Raw genomic sequence first — 20151 nt, 5'->3', positions numbered from 1 at the left:
GTATCTTTACATTCCGCTTAATTGGACTTGGATGTTATTGTTCAGGTTTTGAATCCAGCCGTTATAGTTGTTGTGAATGGTCTTTTCAGTAGCATCATAGTCTAAGTTGACACTAGATTGATAAATTAAACTGTATTCTTTCGTTGAATAAGGAATTGAAATGACCGCTTGGTGCGAACGAAGATTCAAAACCCCTCTTAATTTATTGGAGCCATTTTCTGTGATAATCCAACCTAAGCTTACGCCAGCAAGTTTAATCGCTTTTTTGACTTTATCGGCCGACGTAATGTTCGTTGGTACAGGTTGAGATTCGAGGTCTTTAACAGGTGCTGTACGTCCGCATGCAGATAAGACGATACTGAACATGACAATAGCCGCCAAGAGGCTCTTTTTAGAGATAAGCGTTAACATTTTTGCTCCTTTCTTAGAGTAGATAATTAATTCATGTCACCCATTTTAGCGCCATCAACTGGAGAATTTAACCAAACCACAGCATCTTGAGCATTGGCTTCAACCGTTCGTCTCAAAACAGAGCATGAACCTTTGAATCCGGCAAACATACCTCCGCCTGAGTATCTGCCTAAATCTGATTCCGACAATTTTTTACCATCTTTATACAATGTTAAATGAATTTGAGAGTATTTACGATGACCAATAAAGGCATTGCCCGCACTCATGATTTGTGTAAATTCGGCTGCCAGTTGATAGCCTTTTGCATCTTTATTAAGTTGATCAACAAGCGTGACGTTGATGTTATCATCAGCCGCTTTTTGTTTAAGTAATTGTGGAAACTGGGAAGGCAATTGGCATTCTACAAGGGCTGATTGACTGACCATAGGACCTTGTTTGACTTTGATTATTTTGCTGATAGACATGTTTTGAATTTTTGAATCAATAGGCAACTTTGCAGTTGAAGAAGGTTGAACTGTATTTGTGCCACCACAAGCTGCCAAGGCTGACAGAATGATCATCATAAAACTGATTTTTAGCTTAGTCATAGTGTTCCTTTTAGAGTTAAATAATACGCATATCTAATTATAAAATAATTTGCGTACTATAACTAAGTTTTTAAATCATGCCACCGTTGATATTCAAAACTTGGTTGGTGATGTATTTGGCTTTATCAGAAGCTAAGTAACTAACCGCATAAGCAATGTCTTCAGGTTGACCGGCGTGTTGCATGGGAACGGTTTTCTTAATGACTTCTTCAGGGAAAATATCTTGAGTCATTTCACTTTCAATAATGCCGGGGGCGATGACGTTGACGGTGATTTTGCGGGAAGCCAATTCTAATGCCAGTGATTTACTGGCGCCAATGAGACCGGCTTTTGCGGCTGCATAGTTTGTCTGACCACGATTACCCGTGACGCCGGCAATGGACGCAATATTGATAATACGTCCCCAGCGTTGTCGAATCATAGGCATCAGCAACGGTTGCGTGACATGAAAAAAACCATTTAAGGATACATCAATGACTTTTTGCCATTGTTGTGATGACATACCGGCCATGACGGCATCGTCGTGTATGCCTGCATTATTAACAATCACATTAATGGCGCCTTCTTCTAATAGCTTTTCTAACACGGGAGTCACTTGTTTAGGGTCGGTGACATCAAATTGAATCGCAGAAGCTTTGGCACCATTCGCATTGAGTTCATTGGCAATCTGTTCGGCTTTAGACAAATTGTGATTGGCATGGATAATCACTTCAAAGCCATCTTGTGCCAGTTGTTTGGCAATGGCGGAACCAATGTCGCCACTTCCACCTGTAATTAGAGCACGTTTTTGGGAGACCATAACTTAATCCTCTTGAGTGTCTGGATGAACGACCAAAGCACGGCCTGAACAAATGAGTTGATGTTCGTAATCGGTCAGCTCAAACTGATACAGTTTAGATTGATCATCTGCCATTATTTGATTTGAAAAACAGTGTATATAGAGCGTTTGGTCATTAAATGTTCCAAAATTAATATTTTTTAGGCTGGCTAAATAGCCAGGCCTGGGTATTTTTAATGTTTGTTGATGTAACAAACCACCATGAATAGCAATGGATTGCGCACCAAATTCAATTAAATGGAGTTTGGACAAACGCCCCTTTGTCTTAAGAGGGTGGGTTTGCGATAAATGACGTTGGGTTCTGCACTGAATAGTACTTTCGTCAAATGCGATAACACTGTCCCATAAACACATATCGCCATCATGGGGAATCAATCGGTTTATGTCGTCAAATGTGTAGAGTGGCTCAGTCATAAGCATTACAAAGTGGATATGGAAAGCGTGGCATAAAGCGCTTCGGAGATAGGGTATTCAAATGTATCGTTTTGTTGCCGAGCTATGGTTTTCAATGCGGGTAAAAATTGTGCCGCGATGTTGTCCCCGCACCAATTATTTTGGGGGGAAGAAGCGCGACCAGGGTTCAAGCTTAAATTAAGCTGGGCAATCGATTTTTCCGTTTTTTGGACAGTAAGGATTAACCCAAACCCGAAAGACTGTATATCAGGCTGGAAGCTCTCAATGATTGGGTCAATGGGCAGGTCATACACCACCAAAAGAACTTTTGAATGAGTTTCATCGAGTTGGGTCATTGCTTCAACCAGGCTGTTCCCTATTTGATATTGACCGGCCGAAATGGCAGAAGCAGCTTGTTGATTGCCTTGACCAATCATCCAATACCCAGCCGGTGCATTATGCACGGAATTATGGAAATGAATCGGAGAGATCATCGGGTCATCCTGTAAAGTCGCATGGGTCATCTTAGCGGAAACTTCTGTATCGCCATCAACACAACAAAATAAAGTCGGCATGCTTGCGATATCCTCCGTAGAGTAGTTTTGGACCGTTTCTTGAGCCGTTCGGAGTGCTAACTTAATGGTTGGGGTGGTTCTACGGCGTTCATTAGCAGGCAGAAACTGGGGGCTATATTTTGAAAGCGGTAGGCTTTCGTAAGGCGTTTGGCCTTGCAGAATTGGCAGAGAATTTTGCCAACCTTCCAGTCCGGGGGCTTGCAGCCCGATACTTTCAATATAGGCAATCATGAAAGGTTTCCTATGCTGAATACAAGCGAGGCATTGTTACCACCAAAGCCGAAGGAGTTACTCATGCAATGTTGGATGTTGGCAGGCTGCGGTTCTTGCACAGGGTGCAAAGACAGATTTTCGTCAAGCGTCTTCAGATTTAAATTTGGTAATGCCATTTGTTCTTGTAAGGCGATTTGGCAGAAAACGGCTTCGGTAATACCGGCGGCACCAAGCGTATGACCTGTGAAGCCTTTGGTAGAGCTTAACAGCGGCATTTGATTGGCAAAGACCGTTCCTACAGCTTGGGATTCCGCTAAGTCATTACTCGGAGTACCTGTTCCGTGAAGGTTTAAATAATCAATGTCATCAGCCGTCAAACCGGCCATTGTTAAAGCTTGTTGCATGGCTTTTTGCGCCCCTTCACCTGTAGGGTGTGGGGTTGATATGTGGTAGGCATCGCTGGTTTCACCGAAGCCAGTCAGCTGAATGTTGTTCTGGTGAGGACGTGCTCTTTCCAGCAACATAAAACCACCCGCTTCTCCAATATTGATGCCATCTCGGGCTTGATCAAGCGGTTTTACAATCTCTTGACTGATTAGTCCGAGTGCATTAAATCCATGAATTGTGGTTAGGCATAATGTATCTACGCCACCCACAATCACCGCATCAACCAGCCCATGATCAATCCAGCGAGAAGCAGATGCAAACACCTTAGCACTGGATGAACAGGCAGTAGAAATAATCATTCTTGGACCTGTTACATTGAGCGCTTCGGCGCAAAAATCGGCTAATGCATTCATTCGGTGGGTGGTTTCGTAATGGTAGCTGTTAGAAAAAATACCGCTGTTTTCTTTTTCAGCGAGCACTTTTTCGGTTTCAAGAATGCCCGATGTACTGGTTCCCAGTGCAATACCAATTCGGTGTGCCCCGTAATGTTTGGACAAGCGGTGTACTTGTTCAGAAAACCCATCTGTCTGTAATGCTTGCCAGGCTAACTGATGATTTCTACAGAGATAAGGTGCTAATTTCGCAGGAAGCGTAATGTCTGGTAGGCCTTGTACTTCGCCATAAAAAACATCCAGTTTGGTTGGTAACGAAGAGGCACTTTTTTTCAAGCCAGTTTGTTTTGCTTTTAATGCATCCGCGTGCGCTTGAATACCAGATCCCATTGAAGAGATTAATGTTGAAGCGGTGATTTGGATTGGAAAGCGCATAAGTATTTGTTCATAAAATAATGACCTAATTATAAAGTATATGGTCGGTTTTGTGGTGAGTTCATTTGAATTCTGAACGCTTAAATTTCCAAATATCCTGTAATGAAATATGAGTGATTTTCTGAAAAAATTGTTTTAATGAATCATGTGTCTTTTCTGGAAAAATCCAACGCCTTAAGTAGAGTTCACCGATAAATAGGAAAGCTGAGCCTAACATAAATATTACTTCCAGATAGTTATTCAGATAATATCCCAAGAACCACCATTCAGTGTTGAATAAAACAATCCCCGTTTTTTCAATAAAGAGCATGCTCAATAATAGGACCCATGCCCAGGTTACTTTTCGAGTATAGCGCAGTTCTTGCTCGCTGATTTCAGGTTCCATCAGAATGGCATAACGACTGATTAAAGGCGTTTTATTAGGCCACAAGCTACTTATAAATAAGCTGTAGACCGACAGCATTACGACCAAAGAGGCGATTTGCACAAGATCCTGTAACCAGCCAGTTGAGAAAATCAGTAAGGCTAAAATAGTCATTAAAACTGTGGCTGACCAAAGCGTTCTTTTCACGTTATTCCAATCCTTGAACTGTTTCATCAGAGGTATAAAAATTCCAGGTTATGGTGATGCCAAATGTTTCTGATCGAGTCGTTTCGATTAAAGGGCTGTTTTCGAAAACGGTGTTTTTTAAGTCGCGTAATCGATAAAATGCGCCCATCCAGTAGTCTCCCATATGCCAGTTCAAACTCATACCGTAAAGCATCCCTGAAAAACCTCCCGTTGGACGATAAGCAGGTCGAGTAGCTGTGGCTTCACTAGGTTTCACACCATAAAAATAATTATTGTTTTTGGCGGTGGCGAAGTTGGCATTCATTTGCAAAGTGATTTTGAGCCGTTTTTTATGAGCAAAGCTTTGACGATAATAATAATAAAGCCCTGGAGAGGTGACAAAGCCTTCTTCATGGATGGAGCGAAAATCCGTTGCCAGAACCCATCGGACAGGCCATACAAATTTTACTTGGTTTAATTGGTTTTGATATAGCGCTAATTTAATGACGGGTCCAATTCCCGCCGAGCCATCTAAATCTTCCATGCCTTCTCGTGCAGCATTATCCTTGCTTGAAACGGGAATGGTTCCAGAAAGGCTTAAATCTAATTCAATATTTTGATATTCATAGAGTGGTTTTTTAATTTCCCGTTGGTTAATTGTAAAGTCAGGGCTGCGATAAATGATGTAAGGGAAGGGAAGAATTAAATTATTTTGTTCTTTTGAGCCAGGGTAATCCGGGTAAGATAACAAAGAAGGACCCAGACCGAATTCCCATTTAGGCAAGGTTTGTTCTTCTTTAGCCATTGCTAAAGTGCTAAGAAACGCCCATAGAAAACAAAAAAACTCAATTTAATCATCATGTGTTTAATTATGCCTTGAAAGGATTCAATAAAAAAGTAAAGAATCTTTTCACGGGCTTCTGAGGCTTTATCGTTTAACCAAAAGAAGTAAGTTATGCTAAAGTCTTACGCATAAGAAAGTGACTCTAATCGAGTCATAGAGGCGAACTGTCTAGGAGTAAAAGGTGACCAAAAAATACCTGGTTTTATATGACGCTAAAATCGATTCAAATGCTTTTGAACAAGAGATTAAACCCTTATTGCCGGACTCTTGTGAGTGGGTCGCTTATCATGGTCAATCTTTAGACGGTTTGTCTCCTTCAGTCCCTGTGCTAACCTGGTTGGGGGATGAAGATTTATGTCAAATATTACCCATTGCATCAGCTAAAAAATGGCAAATTGGGTTTATTCCACACCCTGAAATGGTTCGAGCTTACCGCGCATTCTTTATTCCACAAAAGCCATCTGAAGCGATAAACGATATTTTGGCGGTAACGGACGCTACGTCAGCCGATTTAATGTTATGCAATCATGAAGTGGTTCTCGGCACGGTCATGATTGGGAATCCTGACATCATGAAACCTGCTGCTTTGGTTGATGAAAGTCTCTGGTGTAAGTTTAAAAATTTAGCGTTATTGACGTTTAATTTAAAGAAAACCTGCTTACTCCCTTATCAATTTTTGACCAATAAAGAAAACCAGGTCAATACGGCGGCTTTAGGCATCACGATTGTGTACCGTCCTGGCAACAGTGAATTTACAAAAAGGGTGGTTGGGGAAACGGAAAAAGATGAAGCGACCTTGAATGCGGTGATTTTGGCGCCTCGAAGCATCTCTGAAGTACTACACTTTATATTAACGCGTGTGTTACCAAAAAAAGTATACGCAAAAGGCTCTTTGCCAAATTATTTAGGGCACATCAAAACAGAAAGTGTGAAGGTGAGCGGGAATGACGTGGTGGACTTTAGCATTGACGGTGTGCCACATAATGCAGAAACGGTTAATGTGGCGGTAGAAAGTGATGCATTACAAGTGCTCAGTGGAACCATGCCTGAAAAAGTCAAAAGCCAGGATCAGAAAGAATCAGTCCGAGTTGACCGGCTTCCAAAGGGGCAAGTGGTAAAGGAGTTGATTACTCAACATTTACCTTTGATTCACCATGCTGACCAGGAAGAAGTCAAAGAAGTCTTCATGACCTTGAAAGAAAACGCTCAAGCATCGGAAGCCTATTTGGTTTTGATGGTACTGGCGATTTTGTTGGCAACCGTTGGACTGTTTGCCAACTCTTCTCCAGTGATCATCGGGGCGATGATTTTAGCGCCTTTAATGTCACCCATTGTGTCGCTTTCAATGGGGGTGTTAAGACAAAATGGGGACCTGGTCACCACCAGTGCGAAAACCCTTTTCATCGGTATTGTCTTGTCATTATTTTTTGGTACGTTACTCACTTTATTAACCCCGTTATATACCGTAAATTCTGAAATCAGTGCTCGATTAAGTCCGACCATCTTGGATTTGGGCGTCGCTATTATTTCAGGTATCGCTGCGGCCTATGCCAGCGCACGGTCAGAAGTTGCAAAGAGTTTGGCAGGGGTTGCCATTGCAGTAGCCTTGGTCCCTCCTTTAGGGGTGTCGGCTATTGGGATTGGCTGGTGGGACTGGAATGTGTTTTCAGGCGCTTTCTTGCTGTTTATGACCAACTTGGTCGGAATCGTGTTGGCTGCGGCTGCCACTTTTTTGGTGATGGGATTCAGCCCATTTCACTTGGCCAAGAAAGGGTTGGTTTTATCTCTAACTTTTGTGATGATCATCAGTATTCCCTTAGGGTTTGCTTTTAAGAGTTTGGTGACGGAGCAACGTGCGGCGATGGCGTTAAAAGATCTGACCATTGAAGGTGTTATGCTGAAAGATGTCAGTATCCGAAATGACGATCCGATTTATGTGTCGGTTAAGTTGCTATCGGAGCATGGATTGAAAAGCGAACAAATTAATGCAGTGAAACGTCAGATAGAAACTCGGTTAGGGGAGTCGATTCAGCTAGAAGCGACAACGGCGGTTCTTAAGAAGTAGTTTGTGCCTTTTGGAAGCTCATAAAAAAACCCGCTTTAAGCGGGTTTTTTTATGATTGCCAGTTAAAAAATTAACCGTTCAATTTAGCCATGGCATCACGTTTTTTTGCAATGAGGTTTTGAATGATAGGTGTCATCATTAAATCCATTGCTTCAACCATGTGCTCACCACCACATACTAGAGTTTCTTCGTTTTGAAGGAAAGCTCCTGGGATTTTGGCTTTAACCGCTTCCAAATCAATATCTTGGTGACGGACGTGACAGATGATTAAGGAATCTTCTGGAGCAGGTCCCATCGGTGCATCTGGAGACATAGTTGAAAATGGATCAGACGTATCAATTAACGGTACACGGTGGAAGTTGATATGTGTACGGTGGAACTGAGGGACGATGGTTTCAATATAGTCCGGCATACGCTCAAGGATAACATCACGTACCTGTTCAACTGAATAAGGACGTTCAGACGTATCACGATAGATCTTTTGCATCCACTCGATGTTGATGGACGGCGCAACCCCAATCCCTAAATCGACGTATTGTGCTACGTTATGCATGCCTTCTTTAGGTCCGTGATCCATACGTTTCACCATACCGTGAAGACCTTCGTAGAACAGTACATCTGTCCCTTCTGGAATTGGTTCCCAAGGCGTGAATTCACCTGAAGAGAAGTTTGTGCCTAGACGAGCGTTATGTTCATCTGCTTCCTCATCACTGTGAATATAGTAACGTTGCTTACCCGTTCCGTTTTCTTTATATTCTTTAAAAAGCGCTTCCAGTTCACCAAACTCATTCGCATTTTCAGAAAAGTGCGTTAATACTGGACCACCGCTTTCTTTTGATGCAGCAACTTTTTCTTTCATTTCTGCACGGTTGTATTTGTGGTAACTATCCCCTTCAACAATCGCAACATTTAAGCTTTCGCGATCGAAAATTTTCTCTACCGCACGCTTAACAAATGACGTTCCAGCTCCTGAAGAGCCTGTTACTGTGACAATTGGATGTTCTACTGACATATCCGTCTCCTATCGTTTTTATAGCTTTTCCAACAGGTTCAGCTATAAACTTAGCGTCTTAAAGAGCGCCAAGTTTTAAAGTTTAAAAATAAATTTTGGGTATTAGAATCGATTTAACGTAATTCTTAAAGTAATTTTCGATTCTTTTTATTACTTTTCAGCAAATGATGTGGTTTTACACATCAATGTTTTCAGCTTTTAACGCATTAGATTCAATGAAATTACGTCTAGGTTCAACTTCATCTCCCATCAGCGTTGTAAATACTTGGTCGGCTTGAACCGCGTCCGAAATCGTGACCTGTAATAAACGTCTGGCTTCAGCGTTCATGGTGGTTTCCCATAGTTGTTCAGGGTTCATTTCCCCTAGACCTTTATAACGTTGGATACTTTGACCGCGTTTCGCTTCGCTTAACAACCAATCCATTGCCTCTTTAAAGCTTGCAACATCTTCCTGCTTTTCACCACGTTGAATATAGGCGGTTTCCGACAGCAAGCCTTTCAGTTGTTTTGCCACTTTGGCAATGTGGTCATATTCTGCTGCAGCGAAGAAATCTTCGTCATACACTTGCGATGTTAATGTACCGTGTTCGCGTTGCTGTAAACGAATTTGGAATTGCGTTTCGCCTTGTAGTGCCGGTTCAACTTGCAGTTGGTATTCTACTTTTTGAATTTCACCCAGTGCTCTCAAACGCGGTAACGCTTCAGCAATCCATTTTTCACAGGCATCATAATCGTTTAATGTTTCAACATGAATAGGGCTTAAATCCAGCATGAGTTCTAAGAACGTTTTGCTGAAACGGCGCGCTAGACGATCAATGATGCGGTTGGTTTGCAAGAAGCTTTTTGCCAAAGTTTCCAATGCCACCTCTTTAATCGCAGGAGTCTCCTTAGAGGTCCACAAGGCTGCTTGGTCTAGCGCAGACTGAAGTAAATAGTTCTCTAGTTCAGCGTCATCTTTTAAGTAAGCTTCCTGTTTTCCTTTCTTCACTTTATAAAGAGGTGGTTGAGCGATATAGATGTAACCACGCTCAATCAATTCCGGCATTTGGCGGTAGAAGAAAGTTAACAGAAGTGTTCGGATGTGAGATCCATCAACATCGGCATCCGTCATGATGATGATGCGGTGATAACGGAGTTTGTCTGGATTATATTCTTCATGCCCGATCCCACAGCCCAAAGCCGTGATCAAGGTGCCTACTTCTACGGAAGCCAACATTTTATCAAAACGTGCTTTTTCAACGTTCAGGATTTTCCCTTTTAACGGTAGGATGGCTTGAGTACGACGGTCACGCCCTTGTTTGGCAGAACCACCGGCTGAGTCACCCTCCACCAGATACAATTCAGACAATGCCGGGTCTTTTTCTTGGCAATCGGCCAGTTTGCCAGGCAGTCCTGCAATATCAAGCGCACCTTTGCGGCGTGTCATTTCACGGGCTTTACGAGCGGCTTCACGAGCGCGAGCGGCATCAACAATTTTAGCGAACACTGACTGAGCATCTTTTGGGTTTTCCATCAGATATTCGGCCAGTTTTTCATTCATAGCCGTTTCGACAGCGGTCTTCACTTCAGAAGACACCAATTTGTCTTTGGTTTGTGATGAGAACTTTGGATCAGGTACTTTAACCGAGATGACTGCTGCGAGCCCCTCACGTGCATCATCACCCGATACACTCATTTTGTATTTTTTAGTCAGGCCTTCTTTTTCAGCGTACTGGTTCAGAGTACGTGTCAACGCCGCACGGAAACCAGATAAATGCGCGCCCCCATCTCTTTGAGGGATGTTATTGGTGAAACAGAAGATTGATTCTTGATACGCTTCAGACCATTGCATAGCCACTTCAACCGTAATATCGTCTTTAATGGTTGAAAAATAAAATGCTTCTTGGTTAATAGGGGTTTTATTGACATTGATGTAGTCAACGAATGCTCGAATGCCACCTTCAAACTCAAAAACTTCATGACGATCGTCGCGTTTGTCCAACAATTCAATGTGCACGCCTGAGTTCAGGAAAGATAATTCACGAAGGCGCTTTAACAAATAGTCAAAACTGAATTCTGTTTGTGTGAAAGTTTCTTTACTTGGCAGAAAGCGAATTTCTGTCCCTGTTTCATCTGTCTCAGAAACTGGTTTTAGAGGCTCGTCCGGCACTCCATGACGGTATGTTTGTTTCCAAACTTGACCTTCACGTTTAATTGTCAGGTGAAGCTCTTCTGATAAGGCGTTAACAACTGAGACCCCAACCCCGTGTAACCCACCGGAAACCTTATAGGAATTATCATCGAATTTCCCACCAGCATGAAGAACGGTCATGATGACTTCTGCAGCTGAAACGCCTTCTTCTTCATGAAGGCCAACCGGGATTCCTCGACCGTTATCTGAGACAGAGACAGAACCGTCGGTATGAATGGTCACGACAACTTTATCACAGTGTCCAGCGAGGGCTTCATCGATCCCGTTATCGACCACCTCGAAAACCATATGATGCAGGCCTGTACCGTCATCGGTGTCACCAATATACATTCCAGGGCGTTTACGAACGGCGTCTAGTCCTTTAAGAACCTTAATCGAGGAAGAATCGTATTCTGGTTGGATCGGATTTTCAGCTTCTTGAGTCATAAATGAGTATCTTCAATGTATTATTTTTTAGGGGGTTAACGTGCAAAATTAGCCAGACAATTTTACCATAATTTGTCTTTTTTTGTAGTAGTTAAAATGCGATCAGAATTAGAGTTTTAACTTGTTGAATTTAAAGTAGAAAGCAAATGTATTGTTGGAGACGTGGACCAGGGTGGGAAAAGCAAAATCTGTTTTTGCAAACCCTCGTATATTTGCCTAAAATTTAGCCAGTCCTGCTATTGAAAGAAAAGATCATTGTCTTGAGTGTTTCACATGAAACTAACAGAATCGCTCTACTAAAGGCAAGGTTTTTGTGCGGCCTTTTTAAACATGGCTTTAAAAGCCTTTTGACGTTTAGAAGCCTGAACATAGGCTTCCGGTTGAGGCTGGAGAAGGTATATAAAATCCCCCAATGCTAAATCAGATGCTTGATAGGCCGGCGCTTGTGGATCCATCACACGAACCGGGCTAATCACGGCTATGTTAAGCGTTGGATTGAGCCGTTTTAAGGCGGCGACAGTGCCTAAGTATTCATTGCTGTGGAATGCGCCATTTATATGAAGTACTTGTGCTTCTGGCGATTGCTTTAAAGCCTGATTAATGGTTTCCGCCATTGTGTTATCTCTCAACAGTTGCGCTAACAAACGATTATCTTGATGGGCATTTGAGTGCGTATCAGGCATCGCGGTTCCCATTTGTTCAGCTAAAAACTGTTCAAATTTTTCGGTATAGGCAGGGGTCGTCAGAAAAGGATTTTTGGCAGTCAACGTGCGTTCATTTGGGGGCAGCTTGTCAAGATAATCTTTACCTTGTCGCCCCACACAACGTACTGTCTGAGCAGGTGCATTCGCTGCAATCACCGGTAAAAAGTGTTGTTTGGCAAATTCAATCAAGGGTCGGTAGCTGCCAGCATAATTTGGCCAAGCAGGAGCCTCTTTAATTAACGTTTTTTCACCAATGGTACTGTCTAAATAACGGTTTAGAATCGGCTGTTGATCACGATTGAACTGCTCTAAAGAAAGAATTTGATTGGGATGCTTTTGATAAAGTGCGGCTTGTAATTGGGCTTCCAATAGATGAGATGCGTGATTACCATGAAACTCACCAATAAAGATGACATCTTTTTGTTTGAGTTGCTCAATCAGTTGACTGAGCGTAATCGGTTGATTGGTCTCGGTTTCAATTAAATGATAGTCATAAAGCGTTTTAAAAGCAGACAGAGACGAACCTGAGGACGGGTCGTTGGGGTTATTAAGGTGCGTGACAGAACTGGCACAGGCAGTAAGGAGTAAGCCTATGCAGAAAAGAGCCAGATAACCAGGGACACGCACTTAATTCACCTTATTTAGGGGTGAAACTGAATTTTTGACCTGCGATAGTGGCTTCATACATTAATCCACCTTTGGCGATGACGAAGGTAGCCATGCCACGGTAGTAATGAGCAGAAGTGGCTGCGTTATTTTGTCCACCACTGGCTGAAGCACCGGTACCTTTAGTTCCTGCCTCTGCAGACGCGCCAGCCGTAATTGCGATTGCGCTGGCTTGAGCGCTGAATTCAAAATTGCCACTGGTAAATTCATTATATGCGCGCGCATCTTCAAAGAAGATGACTTGGCTATATGCCTGACCGCCAAGCTGAAACCCAATGGAAGCTTGTGTCATGGTTGTTGTTCCGGAATATTTATTGTGCTTGTAAACGCGCCCTTCACCATAGGCACCGCCAATGACAAACCCAGCTTTTCCGATGGTTGGAAACACAGCATACCCATAAGCAGATTTAAAAAACGGGCTAGGGGCGTCTGATGCCTGAAACATTTTGACGGTGTCCTGATAATCATCCGCCAAGATCGTTGACGAAAAGAACGACAGTGTTAAAAACAATGGCAATAGTAGACGATGCATGAAAACTCCAATAAACGAATTAACTTAAAAAATTATTATAAGCCTCTTCTTGAGAGGCATGTTAACTTTACGTTTCTTATCTTGTTAAACATTAGTATGACAAAACCCGATAGAGTTACAAGTCGAGAGGCTTGTTGAGCGCACTTTTTTTAAAAAAACGAAAGCGAATCAATTCATTCGTAAGTGCGACAGCCAGCAATATTAATCCGCCACCGATCAACAAATTCCAGCCAATGGTTTCATCCAAAAAGCCGTAGCCCCAAAGTACACCAAAAACCGGAATAATAAAGGTAACCGACAACGCTTTGATCGGCCCTTCCTCTTCTATGATTTTGAAATAAATCATAAACGCCAAGCCAGTGGATAACAGGCCTAAAGCAAGCGCCCAAACCCAGTCCATCGCAACAGGGGAATGTTGAATGGGAATCAGCAAGGCAATAGGTAACATCAGTAAACTGGCGGCCCAAAGCGTGCCAAGTGCATTGTCAAAGGGCGAGATGGTTTTACTGGTTTTTTTGGTATAAACGCTGGCAATCGCATAACAAGCGGCACCAGCGAGGCTAGCCAATAACGGGAGCCAATCAATTTCATTCTGAACCATCAAGCCGTCCCAAGACAGTATGACCACCCCGGCGACACCTAATAAAAGCCCCAGAAAAATACTTGGCGTGAGTTTGGTTTTCAGCCAAATTAAACTGAATAAAGCGCCCAATATTGGGGCGGAAGAGTTTAAAACCGCCATCAAGGACACATCTAAAGACTGGGCAGCATAAGCGAATAATGTAAAGGGCAATGCTAAATTGAAAAACCCGATAATGAAATAGTGCGCTTTATGTTCTGCAAAGTTCAGTTTGCGTTTCATCCACCAAGCAATCAGTGTTAACAACAAGGCGGCCGAAAAAACTCGAATTTCAATTAAGATGCCCGCACCAAAGACTGAAGCGCCCAGTTTTAAAAATAAAAAGGAAACGCTCCAAAGAACAGAGAGCAAGAGGAGTCGAAATAAGTTGATTAAAGACATGGATTTTTCACGGAATCAAAAGTCTGTTTGCAAAAGGCGTATTCTGCCTTAAAAATAGCCAGGCCTGGCTATTTTAAACAGAAAATTAATAAATGCCATGCGCTAGGCATGGAAACACTTGGTAGTATAATCGGGTATGGGGCACGGCCTTTTTGAGGTGAGCCAGTATTTCCGGGTAAAAGGTTTCTGTCGTTTGAATATTCAGTATGATCTTTGGCTGATAACCTGAGACCTTTTCTGAGGTGGTTTCCAAAGACTGTTGCTGATGATAAGACTTGACCTCATAAAGCTGGAAAGACACCGCTGGGTTTAGCACCAGCAGTTGATCCGTCAGGTCATGTTGCTGCTTGCAATCAATCAACAGTTGTAAGGTGACTGAAGCAGAAGATTCGGTCGTAGCACTCATGTATTTGACTCCTGTGATTCAGCGGGCAGTCCTAAAGATTTCAACCCAAAGCGTCGGTAAATAATCGGTAAAATCATCAGCGTTAGCAAGGTTGAGGTAATCAATCCGCCAATGACCACGATGGCTAATGGGCGTTGGATTTCAGAACCGGCGCCTGTTGCAAACACTAAAGGAAGCAACCCGAGTGCGGCAATCGAAGCCGTCATTAACACGGGGCGGAGTCGTCTTAAGGCACCTTCCACAACCGCTTCCGCAACCGTTAACCCGTTTGCAACCAGTTGGTTAAAGTAGCTGATCATCACCACCCCATTCAAGACCGCAATCCCCAGTAGAGCGATAAAACCGACCGATGCGGGAACCGACAAATATTCACCAGTAAGCCAAAGCGCCATAATGCCTCCAATCAATGCAAATGGAATATTCACCAATACCATTAACGCTTGAGCGATGGACTGGAAGGTGCTAAACAAGATAATGAAGATCAAGATCAGCGCAATCGGTACCACCACGGCCAGTTTAGCAGCCGCTCTTTGCTGGTTTTCGAATTGGCCGCCCCACTCAAAATAATAACCGGCAGGGGTCTTCATTTCAGCGGCTTGTTTTTTGGCATCTTCAACGAAGCTTACCAAGTCGCGTCCAGTGACATTTGCAATCACGGTGGAGTAGCGTTTGCCTTGTTCACGACTGATGGAAACCGGTCCGGAGACTTCTTCAGCCTCCACCAGCTGGCTTAATAACACACTGCGACCATCTTTCAAACTCACGGGTTGTTGCAGCATTTCCAGTTTGGAGGTTTTCGTTGTTTCCGGGCCGCGGATAATTAACGGCGTTTGACGAATGCCTTCATAAATGGTGCCGATGTTTAAGCCATTAATTTGCGTACGAAGAATGTTTTCCACTTCTGAAACCGACAGGCCTAAACGTCCTGCCATCAAACGGTTTACTTTCAGTTTTAAATAACGCAACCCATCATTTTTCGGCGTATAGACATCAACAGCACCTGGAAGTTTTTCGACACGCTTCACTAAGTTTTCTGCCAAAGCCGTTAACTCTTCTTGAGATTCGCCAAAAATTTTGATGGCAATGTCGCCTCGTGAACCGGTCAGCATTTCATCAACACGCATTTGAATTGGCTGGGTGAAGGCGTAATTGATCCCCGGAAAAAATTGCTCAATCACACGGCGAATTTCGGCAATAAGTTCTTCTTTGCTTTCCATGCGCCATTCCGATTTCGGCTTCAGAACCATGAACGTATCAGTATCATTCAAGCTCATCGGGTCTAGCCCGAGCTCATCCGAGCCGACTCGTGCAACGATTCGGGTAATTTCCGGCACTTCTTTTAACAAGCGTTTTTGAATACGCATGTCCATCCGGACCGTTTCTTTCAAACCGATGGATGGGATTTTTTCAACCTGCAAGATGATATTCCCTTCATCCATTTGTGGCATAAAGGTTTTCCCGACCTGAGTGTAGACAAAGGCAGCAAAAGTCAGAGCGATGACGGCACCACCAATCACAATCTTGTCGTTTGCCAAACCCCAGTTTAAAGCAGGGCGATAAGCGCTGGAGAGTTTTCTAACCAGCCAAGGCTCTTGATGTGAGGGCTTGCCTAAGATAAAGGACGACAAGGTTGGAATGACTGTTAAAGATAAAATCAATGAACTGCCCAAAGCGAAAATAATCGTTAAAGCCACTGGAACAAACAGTTTTCCTTCGAGTCCTTCCAATGTCAGTAGGGGCAAGAAGACCGTCATGATAATGAGAATACCTGATACCACGGGAACTGTTACTTCTTGCAAAGCACGATAAATCAAATGGAGTTTTGGTAAGCCGGCTTTATCGCGTTCTTGCGTGGTGACAATATTTTCCACCACCACGACTGCGGCATCCACCAGCATCCCGACAGCAATGGCCAAGCCGCCAAGTGACATCAAGTTAGCGGAAAGCCCATAAAGGTTCATAAGAATAAAGGTCATTAACGCCGCTAAAGGTAAAATCAAAGCAACCGTGACAGCCGCACGAATATTGCCCAAAAAGACCAGTAAGACCAGAATGACCAACACCACCGCTTCGATCAGTGCTTTGGAAACGGTATAAATGGCTTTATTCACTAACTCACTGCGGTTATAGAAGACGCTGAGGGAAATCCCTTCTGGCAGCGCAGATTGAAGTCCATCCAGCCGTTGTTGAACGTCTTCCACGACTTCCTTCGCATTGGCGCCTCTTAGCCCGATGACTAAACCTTGCACCGCTTCGGCTTCCCCATTTTGAGTGACGGCGCCATTACGGTATAAAGAATCAATTTTAACGGTGGCGAGATCCTTAACCGTCACGGGTACCTCATTTTGATAACTCACAACCGTTTGTTCGATATCTTCGATGGAGGTGAGGTTGCCTTCCGTTCGCACCAGCAACACTTCTTCCCCTTGGTTCAGACGACCGGCACCATCATTTTGATTGTTGTGGCGAATGGCGTCCGCAAGGGTGTTTAGAGAAATCTGGTAGCTTTGTAACTTGTTAAAATCTGGTTGAATACTGAATACTTTCACCAGTCCACCCAATGCATTGACATCGGCGACGCCGGGAACCGAGCGTAACGCTGGACGAATCACCCAGTCCAGCAATCCCCGCTTTTCTTGGTTGTTTAAGGTATCCCCTTCAATGGTGAACATAAAAATATCACTTAAAGGCGTTGATAGAGGGGCGATACCTCCTGTCACGCCAGAAGGTAAGTCCACATTGGCCAATCGTTCCGAGACTTGCTGACGAGCCCAGTAAATGTCAGTGCCTTCTTTGAAATCAAGGGTCAGGACGGCAATGGCATATTTCCCCAAAGAACGCAGACTGACCTGGTTAGGAATGCCGAGTAACTCCATCTCTAATGGGCTGATGACACGCTGCTCAACTTCACTGGGGGTCATGCCGGGTGCTTTAAAGATGACTTTGACTTGCACGGGCGACACATCCGGAAAGGCATCAATCGGCGTTTTCTGAAACGCCATCCAGCCACCAGAGACAATCCCAAAAATCAACAAGACCACCAGCATTCGCTGGGTTAAGAAAAACTGAATCAATCGACTCATACTATTTGCCCCCTTCCGAGGAAACATCTAACAGGCCTTTGACGGCAGACGTACTGCTGATAATGATTTGAGCATTTTGTGGCAACGGTTGAGTCGTTTTGAAGAACATCTGTGTTTGGGAGAAGTTCAGCACCTCAACCGGAATGACTTGAATGTGTTCCGCTTGCTGAAGATAAACCACGTCTTGGTTGTTATATTGACTGATCGCATCTCGGTTTACCTGATAAAGAAAGCTGCCATCTTGTTGTTCGAAAATAAACTGCAGTTGAACCATTTGACCGGGACGTAGGCTTTGCTCTTGGTTATCGAACTCGATATGAACATTGACCGTTTGGGTCATAGGATCGGTAAAGTTCGGAATATATTCGATTTTTCCGTTGACTGCAGGTTCCACCAATTGTGCGGTTTGTTCCATGCTCAGTTGTTGCGCTTCTTTTAAAGGAATTTTGGCTTCCACCACTATCGGCGTGATTTGTGCCACTGAAATAATAGCTTGATTGGTGCTCAGGCGTTGCCCGCTACGAATTTTTAAATCGTAAAGCTCCCCTGCTTCTGGTGCTGTGATTTGAATGATCGCAGGTTGCAGACGGTGTGTTTTCTCCAGTTGTCTAATCGCTGAGTCAGCCATGCCGAGTAAAGCGAGATCTTGCTTTTGCTGGTATTTGATCTGACGATTTTTTTTCAGGTTGGCTTCGGCTTGCTGGTATTTTTTGGTAGAGACCACGCCTGATTGAGATAGCTTTTTAGCTCGGTTCAAATCGGCTTGTGCCGCCTTTAAATCCGATATGGTGTTTAAAAAATTCTTTTGTGCCTTAAGTAATTCAGGACTTTGCACCTCTGCGATGACTTCACCTTTTTTAACGGGTCCGTGAATATGAATCACTTTCGTCACCATACCCGATAAAGGCGAGGTCACTAGAAAGGTCTGATTTGGTGGCAGAATGGTTTCTCCAGGATAGGTCTTTCCTGGAAAAGAAGTCAGAGATTTCACCGAAGCTGTTTGAATACCCAAAAAAGCTTGTTTTTCAGGTGCCAAAGTCAAAGTGTTGGCTGCCTGGCTTTGCCAAGGCATCATCAAGCCAGTCACCCATAATAGGGTGTGGAGGAAAAAGGTTGAGGGTGGGTTGAAAAACTTCATTTTAGGCTCACTCCTAAGGCTTGATTCAGATTGGCAATCGTTTCTAGGCGAGTTACCTTGGCTAATTTAAAATTTAATTTATCTTCAAAATATTGTTGTTTCATCAACAGTAAGTTTTGGATGGAGGTTTCACCTTGGCGATAGGCCATTTCGGACAGTTTCATGGCCTCTGTTGACAAGGTGTTTTGTTGCTCTGACAATCGTGCTGTTTTCTGGGCAGCAATCCAAGCTTCTTTGGCTTGAAGCAAATTCAGTTGTAGTTGCTGCTTAGCCTGATTTTGCGCAATTTGGCGTTGTGAGACGGCTTGGCGCTGTTCCGCAATCCGTGATGGCGCTGTCGGGTCGACACCAATGGGAAAACTGACTTCAGCAATTAAGATACTGTTGTCAGCGGTCTGGTTATCCCGTTCATTTTTAGCACCGACATACACTGTAGGATTCCCACGCTGGCTAGCTTTGGCAAGTTCAAGCTTGGCTTGTTCTGCTTTGACTTGAGCTTGCATCATCTGATAATTTGGGTGTTGTTCCAGCGAGAGGGTTTGCGAGGCAAGTGTTTCTGCTAAAGGAGACGGTAAATCCGTTTGCTGAGTCCATTGTGCATAGTTTTGTTGCGCCACTTGATAAGCCGCTTCTTTTTGAGCGACGTTTTTCTGAGCCTTAAGTAGCGATTTCTGTGCTAGGAGTAAATCGAATTTTGGGCTTTCTCCTGCATCGACTTTTTGTGAAACAAGTTCTACCAATATTTGGGTTTGTTTTAAATCTTTATGGGCAAATTTAAGACGAACTTCAGCTTTTTTGGTTTGCCAGACTAATTGTCGAAGTTGTTTAGAAGCCATGAGCTGAATGTGTTGCTGTCCGAATTGGCCTAACGATTGATACGCATCACCGATTTGTTGGCGGCTACCGGATTGGCCAGGCAGCCAAACCGGAAAACGCGCGCCACCTTCCCAGGATTCAAACCCTTGGTTTCCGGTTAAGGAATCGTTTTCATGTTTTAAGTTCAGTGCGACATCGCCAGCAATCCAGCTATCTGCAGCCGTTTGGTTGGCATTTGACAACGTTTGAAAATCGACCAGCTCTTGTTTTTGCGGTAATTGGTTAATGACATTTGGGAGTAAGTCACTGTAGGTCACCGCCCAAACATTGGCACTTAAAGTCAATGCACTTAAAAAGACCAGTGTTGTTTTCATTGGAAGACCCTATGATTGATTGAATAACATTATCTTAAATGATGAAACTGAATTGAACCTGAAAATTCACTAAAAAATGACCAGGCCTGGCT

The 20151-nt window shown here is 43.5% G+C and carries 18 protein-coding genes; 1 reads left to right on the top strand and 17 read right to left on the bottom strand.

All coding sequences use genetic code 11. The features are described from left to right. Positions 1 to 6: 6 nt before the first annotated feature. The 8 genes from P8629_RS01200 to P8629_RS01165 form a co-directional block, all read right to left on the bottom strand. Entirely contained in the window at positions 7 to 411 is a 405-nt protein-coding gene (locus P8629_RS01200) for a hypothetical protein (RefSeq protein WP_278163688.1), read from the bottom strand. Between the two features lie 26 nt (positions 412 to 437). After that, positions 438 to 998 carry a hypothetical protein gene (locus tag P8629_RS01195; RefSeq protein WP_278163686.1) on the bottom strand — a complete coding sequence of 187 codons (561 nt, stop codon included), beginning with the start codon at positions 996 to 998 and terminating at the stop codon, positions 438 to 440. A gap of 70 nt (positions 999 to 1068) precedes the next feature. Next, on the bottom strand, positions 1069 to 1797 hold the full coding sequence (gene fabG / locus P8629_RS01190) for a 3-oxoacyl-ACP reductase FabG (RefSeq protein WP_278163684.1): 729 nt from the start codon (positions 1795 to 1797) through the stop codon (positions 1069 to 1071). 3 nt (positions 1798 to 1800) lie between these two features. After that, the gene (locus P8629_RS01185; protein ID WP_278163682.1) at positions 1801 to 2250 is read right to left on the bottom strand and encodes a hypothetical protein; all 450 of its coding nucleotides are present in this window, start codon (positions 2248 to 2250) and stop codon (positions 1801 to 1803) included. A gap of 5 nt (positions 2251 to 2255) precedes the next feature. After that, a complete protein-coding gene (locus tag P8629_RS01180; RefSeq protein ID WP_278163680.1) occupies positions 2256 to 3035 on the bottom strand; it encodes a beta-ketoacyl synthase chain length factor in 780 nt (259 codons plus the stop codon). Next, positions 3032 to 4231 (bottom strand): beta-ketoacyl-ACP synthase, encoded by a 1200-nt coding sequence (locus P8629_RS01175; RefSeq protein WP_278163678.1) that lies wholly within the window; start codon positions 4229 to 4231, stop codon positions 3032 to 3034. The genes P8629_RS01180 and P8629_RS01175 overlap by 4 nt, the downstream gene beginning before the upstream one ends. Before the next feature lie 61 nt (positions 4232 to 4292). Continuing rightward, on the bottom strand, positions 4293 to 4802 hold the full coding sequence (locus P8629_RS01170; protein ID WP_278163676.1) for a hypothetical protein: 510 nt from the start codon (positions 4800 to 4802) through the stop codon (positions 4293 to 4295). Between the two features lies 1 nt (position 4803). Continuing rightward, positions 4804 to 5586 (bottom strand): MipA/OmpV family protein, encoded by a 783-nt coding sequence (locus P8629_RS01165; protein ID WP_278163674.1) that lies wholly within the window; start codon positions 5584 to 5586, stop codon positions 4804 to 4806. A gap of 220 nt (positions 5587 to 5806) precedes the next feature. Between P8629_RS01165 and P8629_RS01160 the strand changes: the two genes are divergently transcribed. Further along, a complete protein-coding gene (locus P8629_RS01160) occupies positions 5807 to 7690 on the top strand; it encodes a DUF389 domain-containing protein (RefSeq protein ID WP_278163672.1) in 1884 nt (627 codons plus the stop codon). A 70-nt stretch (positions 7691 to 7760) separates the two neighbouring features. Here the strand turns inward: P8629_RS01160 and P8629_RS01155 are convergent, their stop codons facing one another. From P8629_RS01155 to P8629_RS01115, 9 genes are all read right to left on the bottom strand, one after another. After that, positions 7761 to 8702 (bottom strand): phosphoribulokinase, encoded by a 942-nt coding sequence (locus P8629_RS01155; RefSeq protein ID WP_278163671.1) that lies wholly within the window; start codon positions 8700 to 8702, stop codon positions 7761 to 7763. A gap of 175 nt (positions 8703 to 8877) precedes the next feature. After that, positions 8878 to 11319, bottom strand: a complete 2442-nt coding sequence (gene gyrB / locus P8629_RS01150; RefSeq protein WP_278163669.1) for a DNA topoisomerase (ATP-hydrolyzing) subunit B — start codon at positions 11317 to 11319, stop codon at positions 8878 to 8880. A gap of 296 nt (positions 11320 to 11615) precedes the next feature. Next, a complete protein-coding gene (locus P8629_RS01145) occupies positions 11616 to 12650 on the bottom strand; it encodes a ChaN family lipoprotein (RefSeq protein WP_278163668.1) in 1035 nt (344 codons plus the stop codon). A gap of 10 nt (positions 12651 to 12660) precedes the next feature. Then, positions 12661 to 13221 (bottom strand): lipid-binding SYLF domain-containing protein, encoded by a 561-nt coding sequence (locus P8629_RS01140; RefSeq protein WP_278163666.1) that lies wholly within the window; start codon positions 13219 to 13221, stop codon positions 12661 to 12663. A gap of 115 nt (positions 13222 to 13336) precedes the next feature. Continuing rightward, on the bottom strand, positions 13337 to 14242 hold the full coding sequence (locus P8629_RS01135; protein ID WP_278163664.1) for a DMT family transporter: 906 nt from the start codon (positions 14240 to 14242) through the stop codon (positions 13337 to 13339). Positions 14243 to 14327: 85 nt separating this feature from the next. Then, positions 14328 to 14648 (bottom strand): DUF3240 family protein, encoded by a 321-nt coding sequence (locus P8629_RS01130; RefSeq protein WP_278163662.1) that lies wholly within the window; start codon positions 14646 to 14648, stop codon positions 14328 to 14330. Then, positions 14645 to 17731, bottom strand: coding sequence for an efflux RND transporter permease subunit (locus tag P8629_RS01125; RefSeq protein ID WP_278163661.1), 3087 nt, complete (start codon positions 17729 to 17731; stop codon positions 14645 to 14647). The genes P8629_RS01130 and P8629_RS01125 overlap by 4 nt, the downstream gene beginning before the upstream one ends. Before the next feature lies 1 nt (position 17732). Further along, positions 17733 to 18869: an efflux RND transporter periplasmic adaptor subunit gene (locus P8629_RS01120; RefSeq protein ID WP_278163659.1), complete on the bottom strand. Its 1137-nt coding sequence runs from the start codon at positions 18867 to 18869 to the stop codon at positions 17733 to 17735. Next, positions 18866 to 20059: a TolC family protein gene (locus P8629_RS01115; RefSeq protein WP_278163658.1), complete on the bottom strand. Its 1194-nt coding sequence runs from the start codon at positions 20057 to 20059 to the stop codon at positions 18866 to 18868. The genes P8629_RS01120 and P8629_RS01115 overlap by 4 nt, the downstream gene beginning before the upstream one ends. Positions 20060 to 20151: the final 92 nt, after the last annotated feature.

This window comes from Hydrogenovibrio sp. 3SP14C1 (assembly GCF_029625905.1).
In the GTDB taxonomy this organism is placed as follows: Bacteria; Pseudomonadota; Gammaproteobacteria; order Thiomicrospirales; family Thiomicrospiraceae; genus Hydrogenovibrio.
Note: the sequence above shows the minus strand (reverse complement) of the source record. Positions and strands in the feature narration are given on the sequence as shown.

Bases quoted from the DNA above. Each gene is read 5' to 3' on its own strand.
- P8629_RS01140 (WP_278163666.1), bottom strand. From the start codon at position 13,221: ATGCATCGTCTACTATTGCCATTGTTTTTAACACTGTCGTTCTTTTCG.
- P8629_RS01155 (WP_278163671.1), bottom strand. From the start codon at position 8,702: ATGTCAGTAGAACATCCAATTGTCACAGTAACAGGCTCTTCAGGAGCT.
- P8629_RS01120 (WP_278163659.1), bottom strand. From the start codon at position 18,869: ATGAAGTTTTTCAACCCACCCTCAACCTTTTTCCTCCACACCCTATTA.
- P8629_RS01135 (WP_278163664.1), bottom strand. From the start codon at position 14,242: ATGTCTTTAATCAACTTATTTCGACTCCTCTTGCTCTCTGTTCTTTGG.
- P8629_RS01125 (WP_278163661.1), bottom strand. From the start codon at position 17,731: ATGAGTCGATTGATTCAGTTTTTCTTAACCCAGCGAATGCTGGTGGTC.
- P8629_RS01130 (WP_278163662.1), bottom strand. From the start codon at position 14,648: ATGAGTGCTACGACCGAATCTTCTGCTTCAGTCACCTTACAACTGTTG.
- P8629_RS01165 (WP_278163674.1), bottom strand. From the start codon at position 5,586: ATGGCTAAAGAAGAACAAACCTTGCCTAAATGGGAATTCGGTCTGGGT.
- P8629_RS01195 (WP_278163686.1), bottom strand. From the start codon at position 998: ATGACTAAGCTAAAAATCAGTTTTATGATGATCATTCTGTCAGCCTTG.
- P8629_RS01185 (WP_278163682.1), bottom strand. From the start codon at position 2,250: ATGACTGAGCCACTCTACACATTTGACGACATAAACCGATTGATTCCC.
- P8629_RS01180 (WP_278163680.1), bottom strand. From the start codon at position 3,035: ATGATTGCCTATATTGAAAGTATCGGGCTGCAAGCCCCCGGACTGGAA.
- P8629_RS01115 (WP_278163658.1), bottom strand. From the start codon at position 20,059: ATGAAAACAACACTGGTCTTTTTAAGTGCATTGACTTTAAGTGCCAAT.
- P8629_RS01175 (WP_278163678.1), bottom strand. From the start codon at position 4,231: ATGCGCTTTCCAATCCAAATCACCGCTTCAACATTAATCTCTTCAATG.
- fabG (WP_278163684.1), bottom strand. From the start codon at position 1,797: ATGGTCTCCCAAAAACGTGCTCTAATTACAGGTGGAAGTGGCGACATT.
- gyrB (WP_278163669.1), bottom strand. From the start codon at position 11,319: ATGACTCAAGAAGCTGAAAATCCGATCCAACCAGAATACGATTCTTCC.
- P8629_RS01200 (WP_278163688.1), bottom strand. From the start codon at position 411: ATGTTAACGCTTATCTCTAAAAAGAGCCTCTTGGCGGCTATTGTCATG.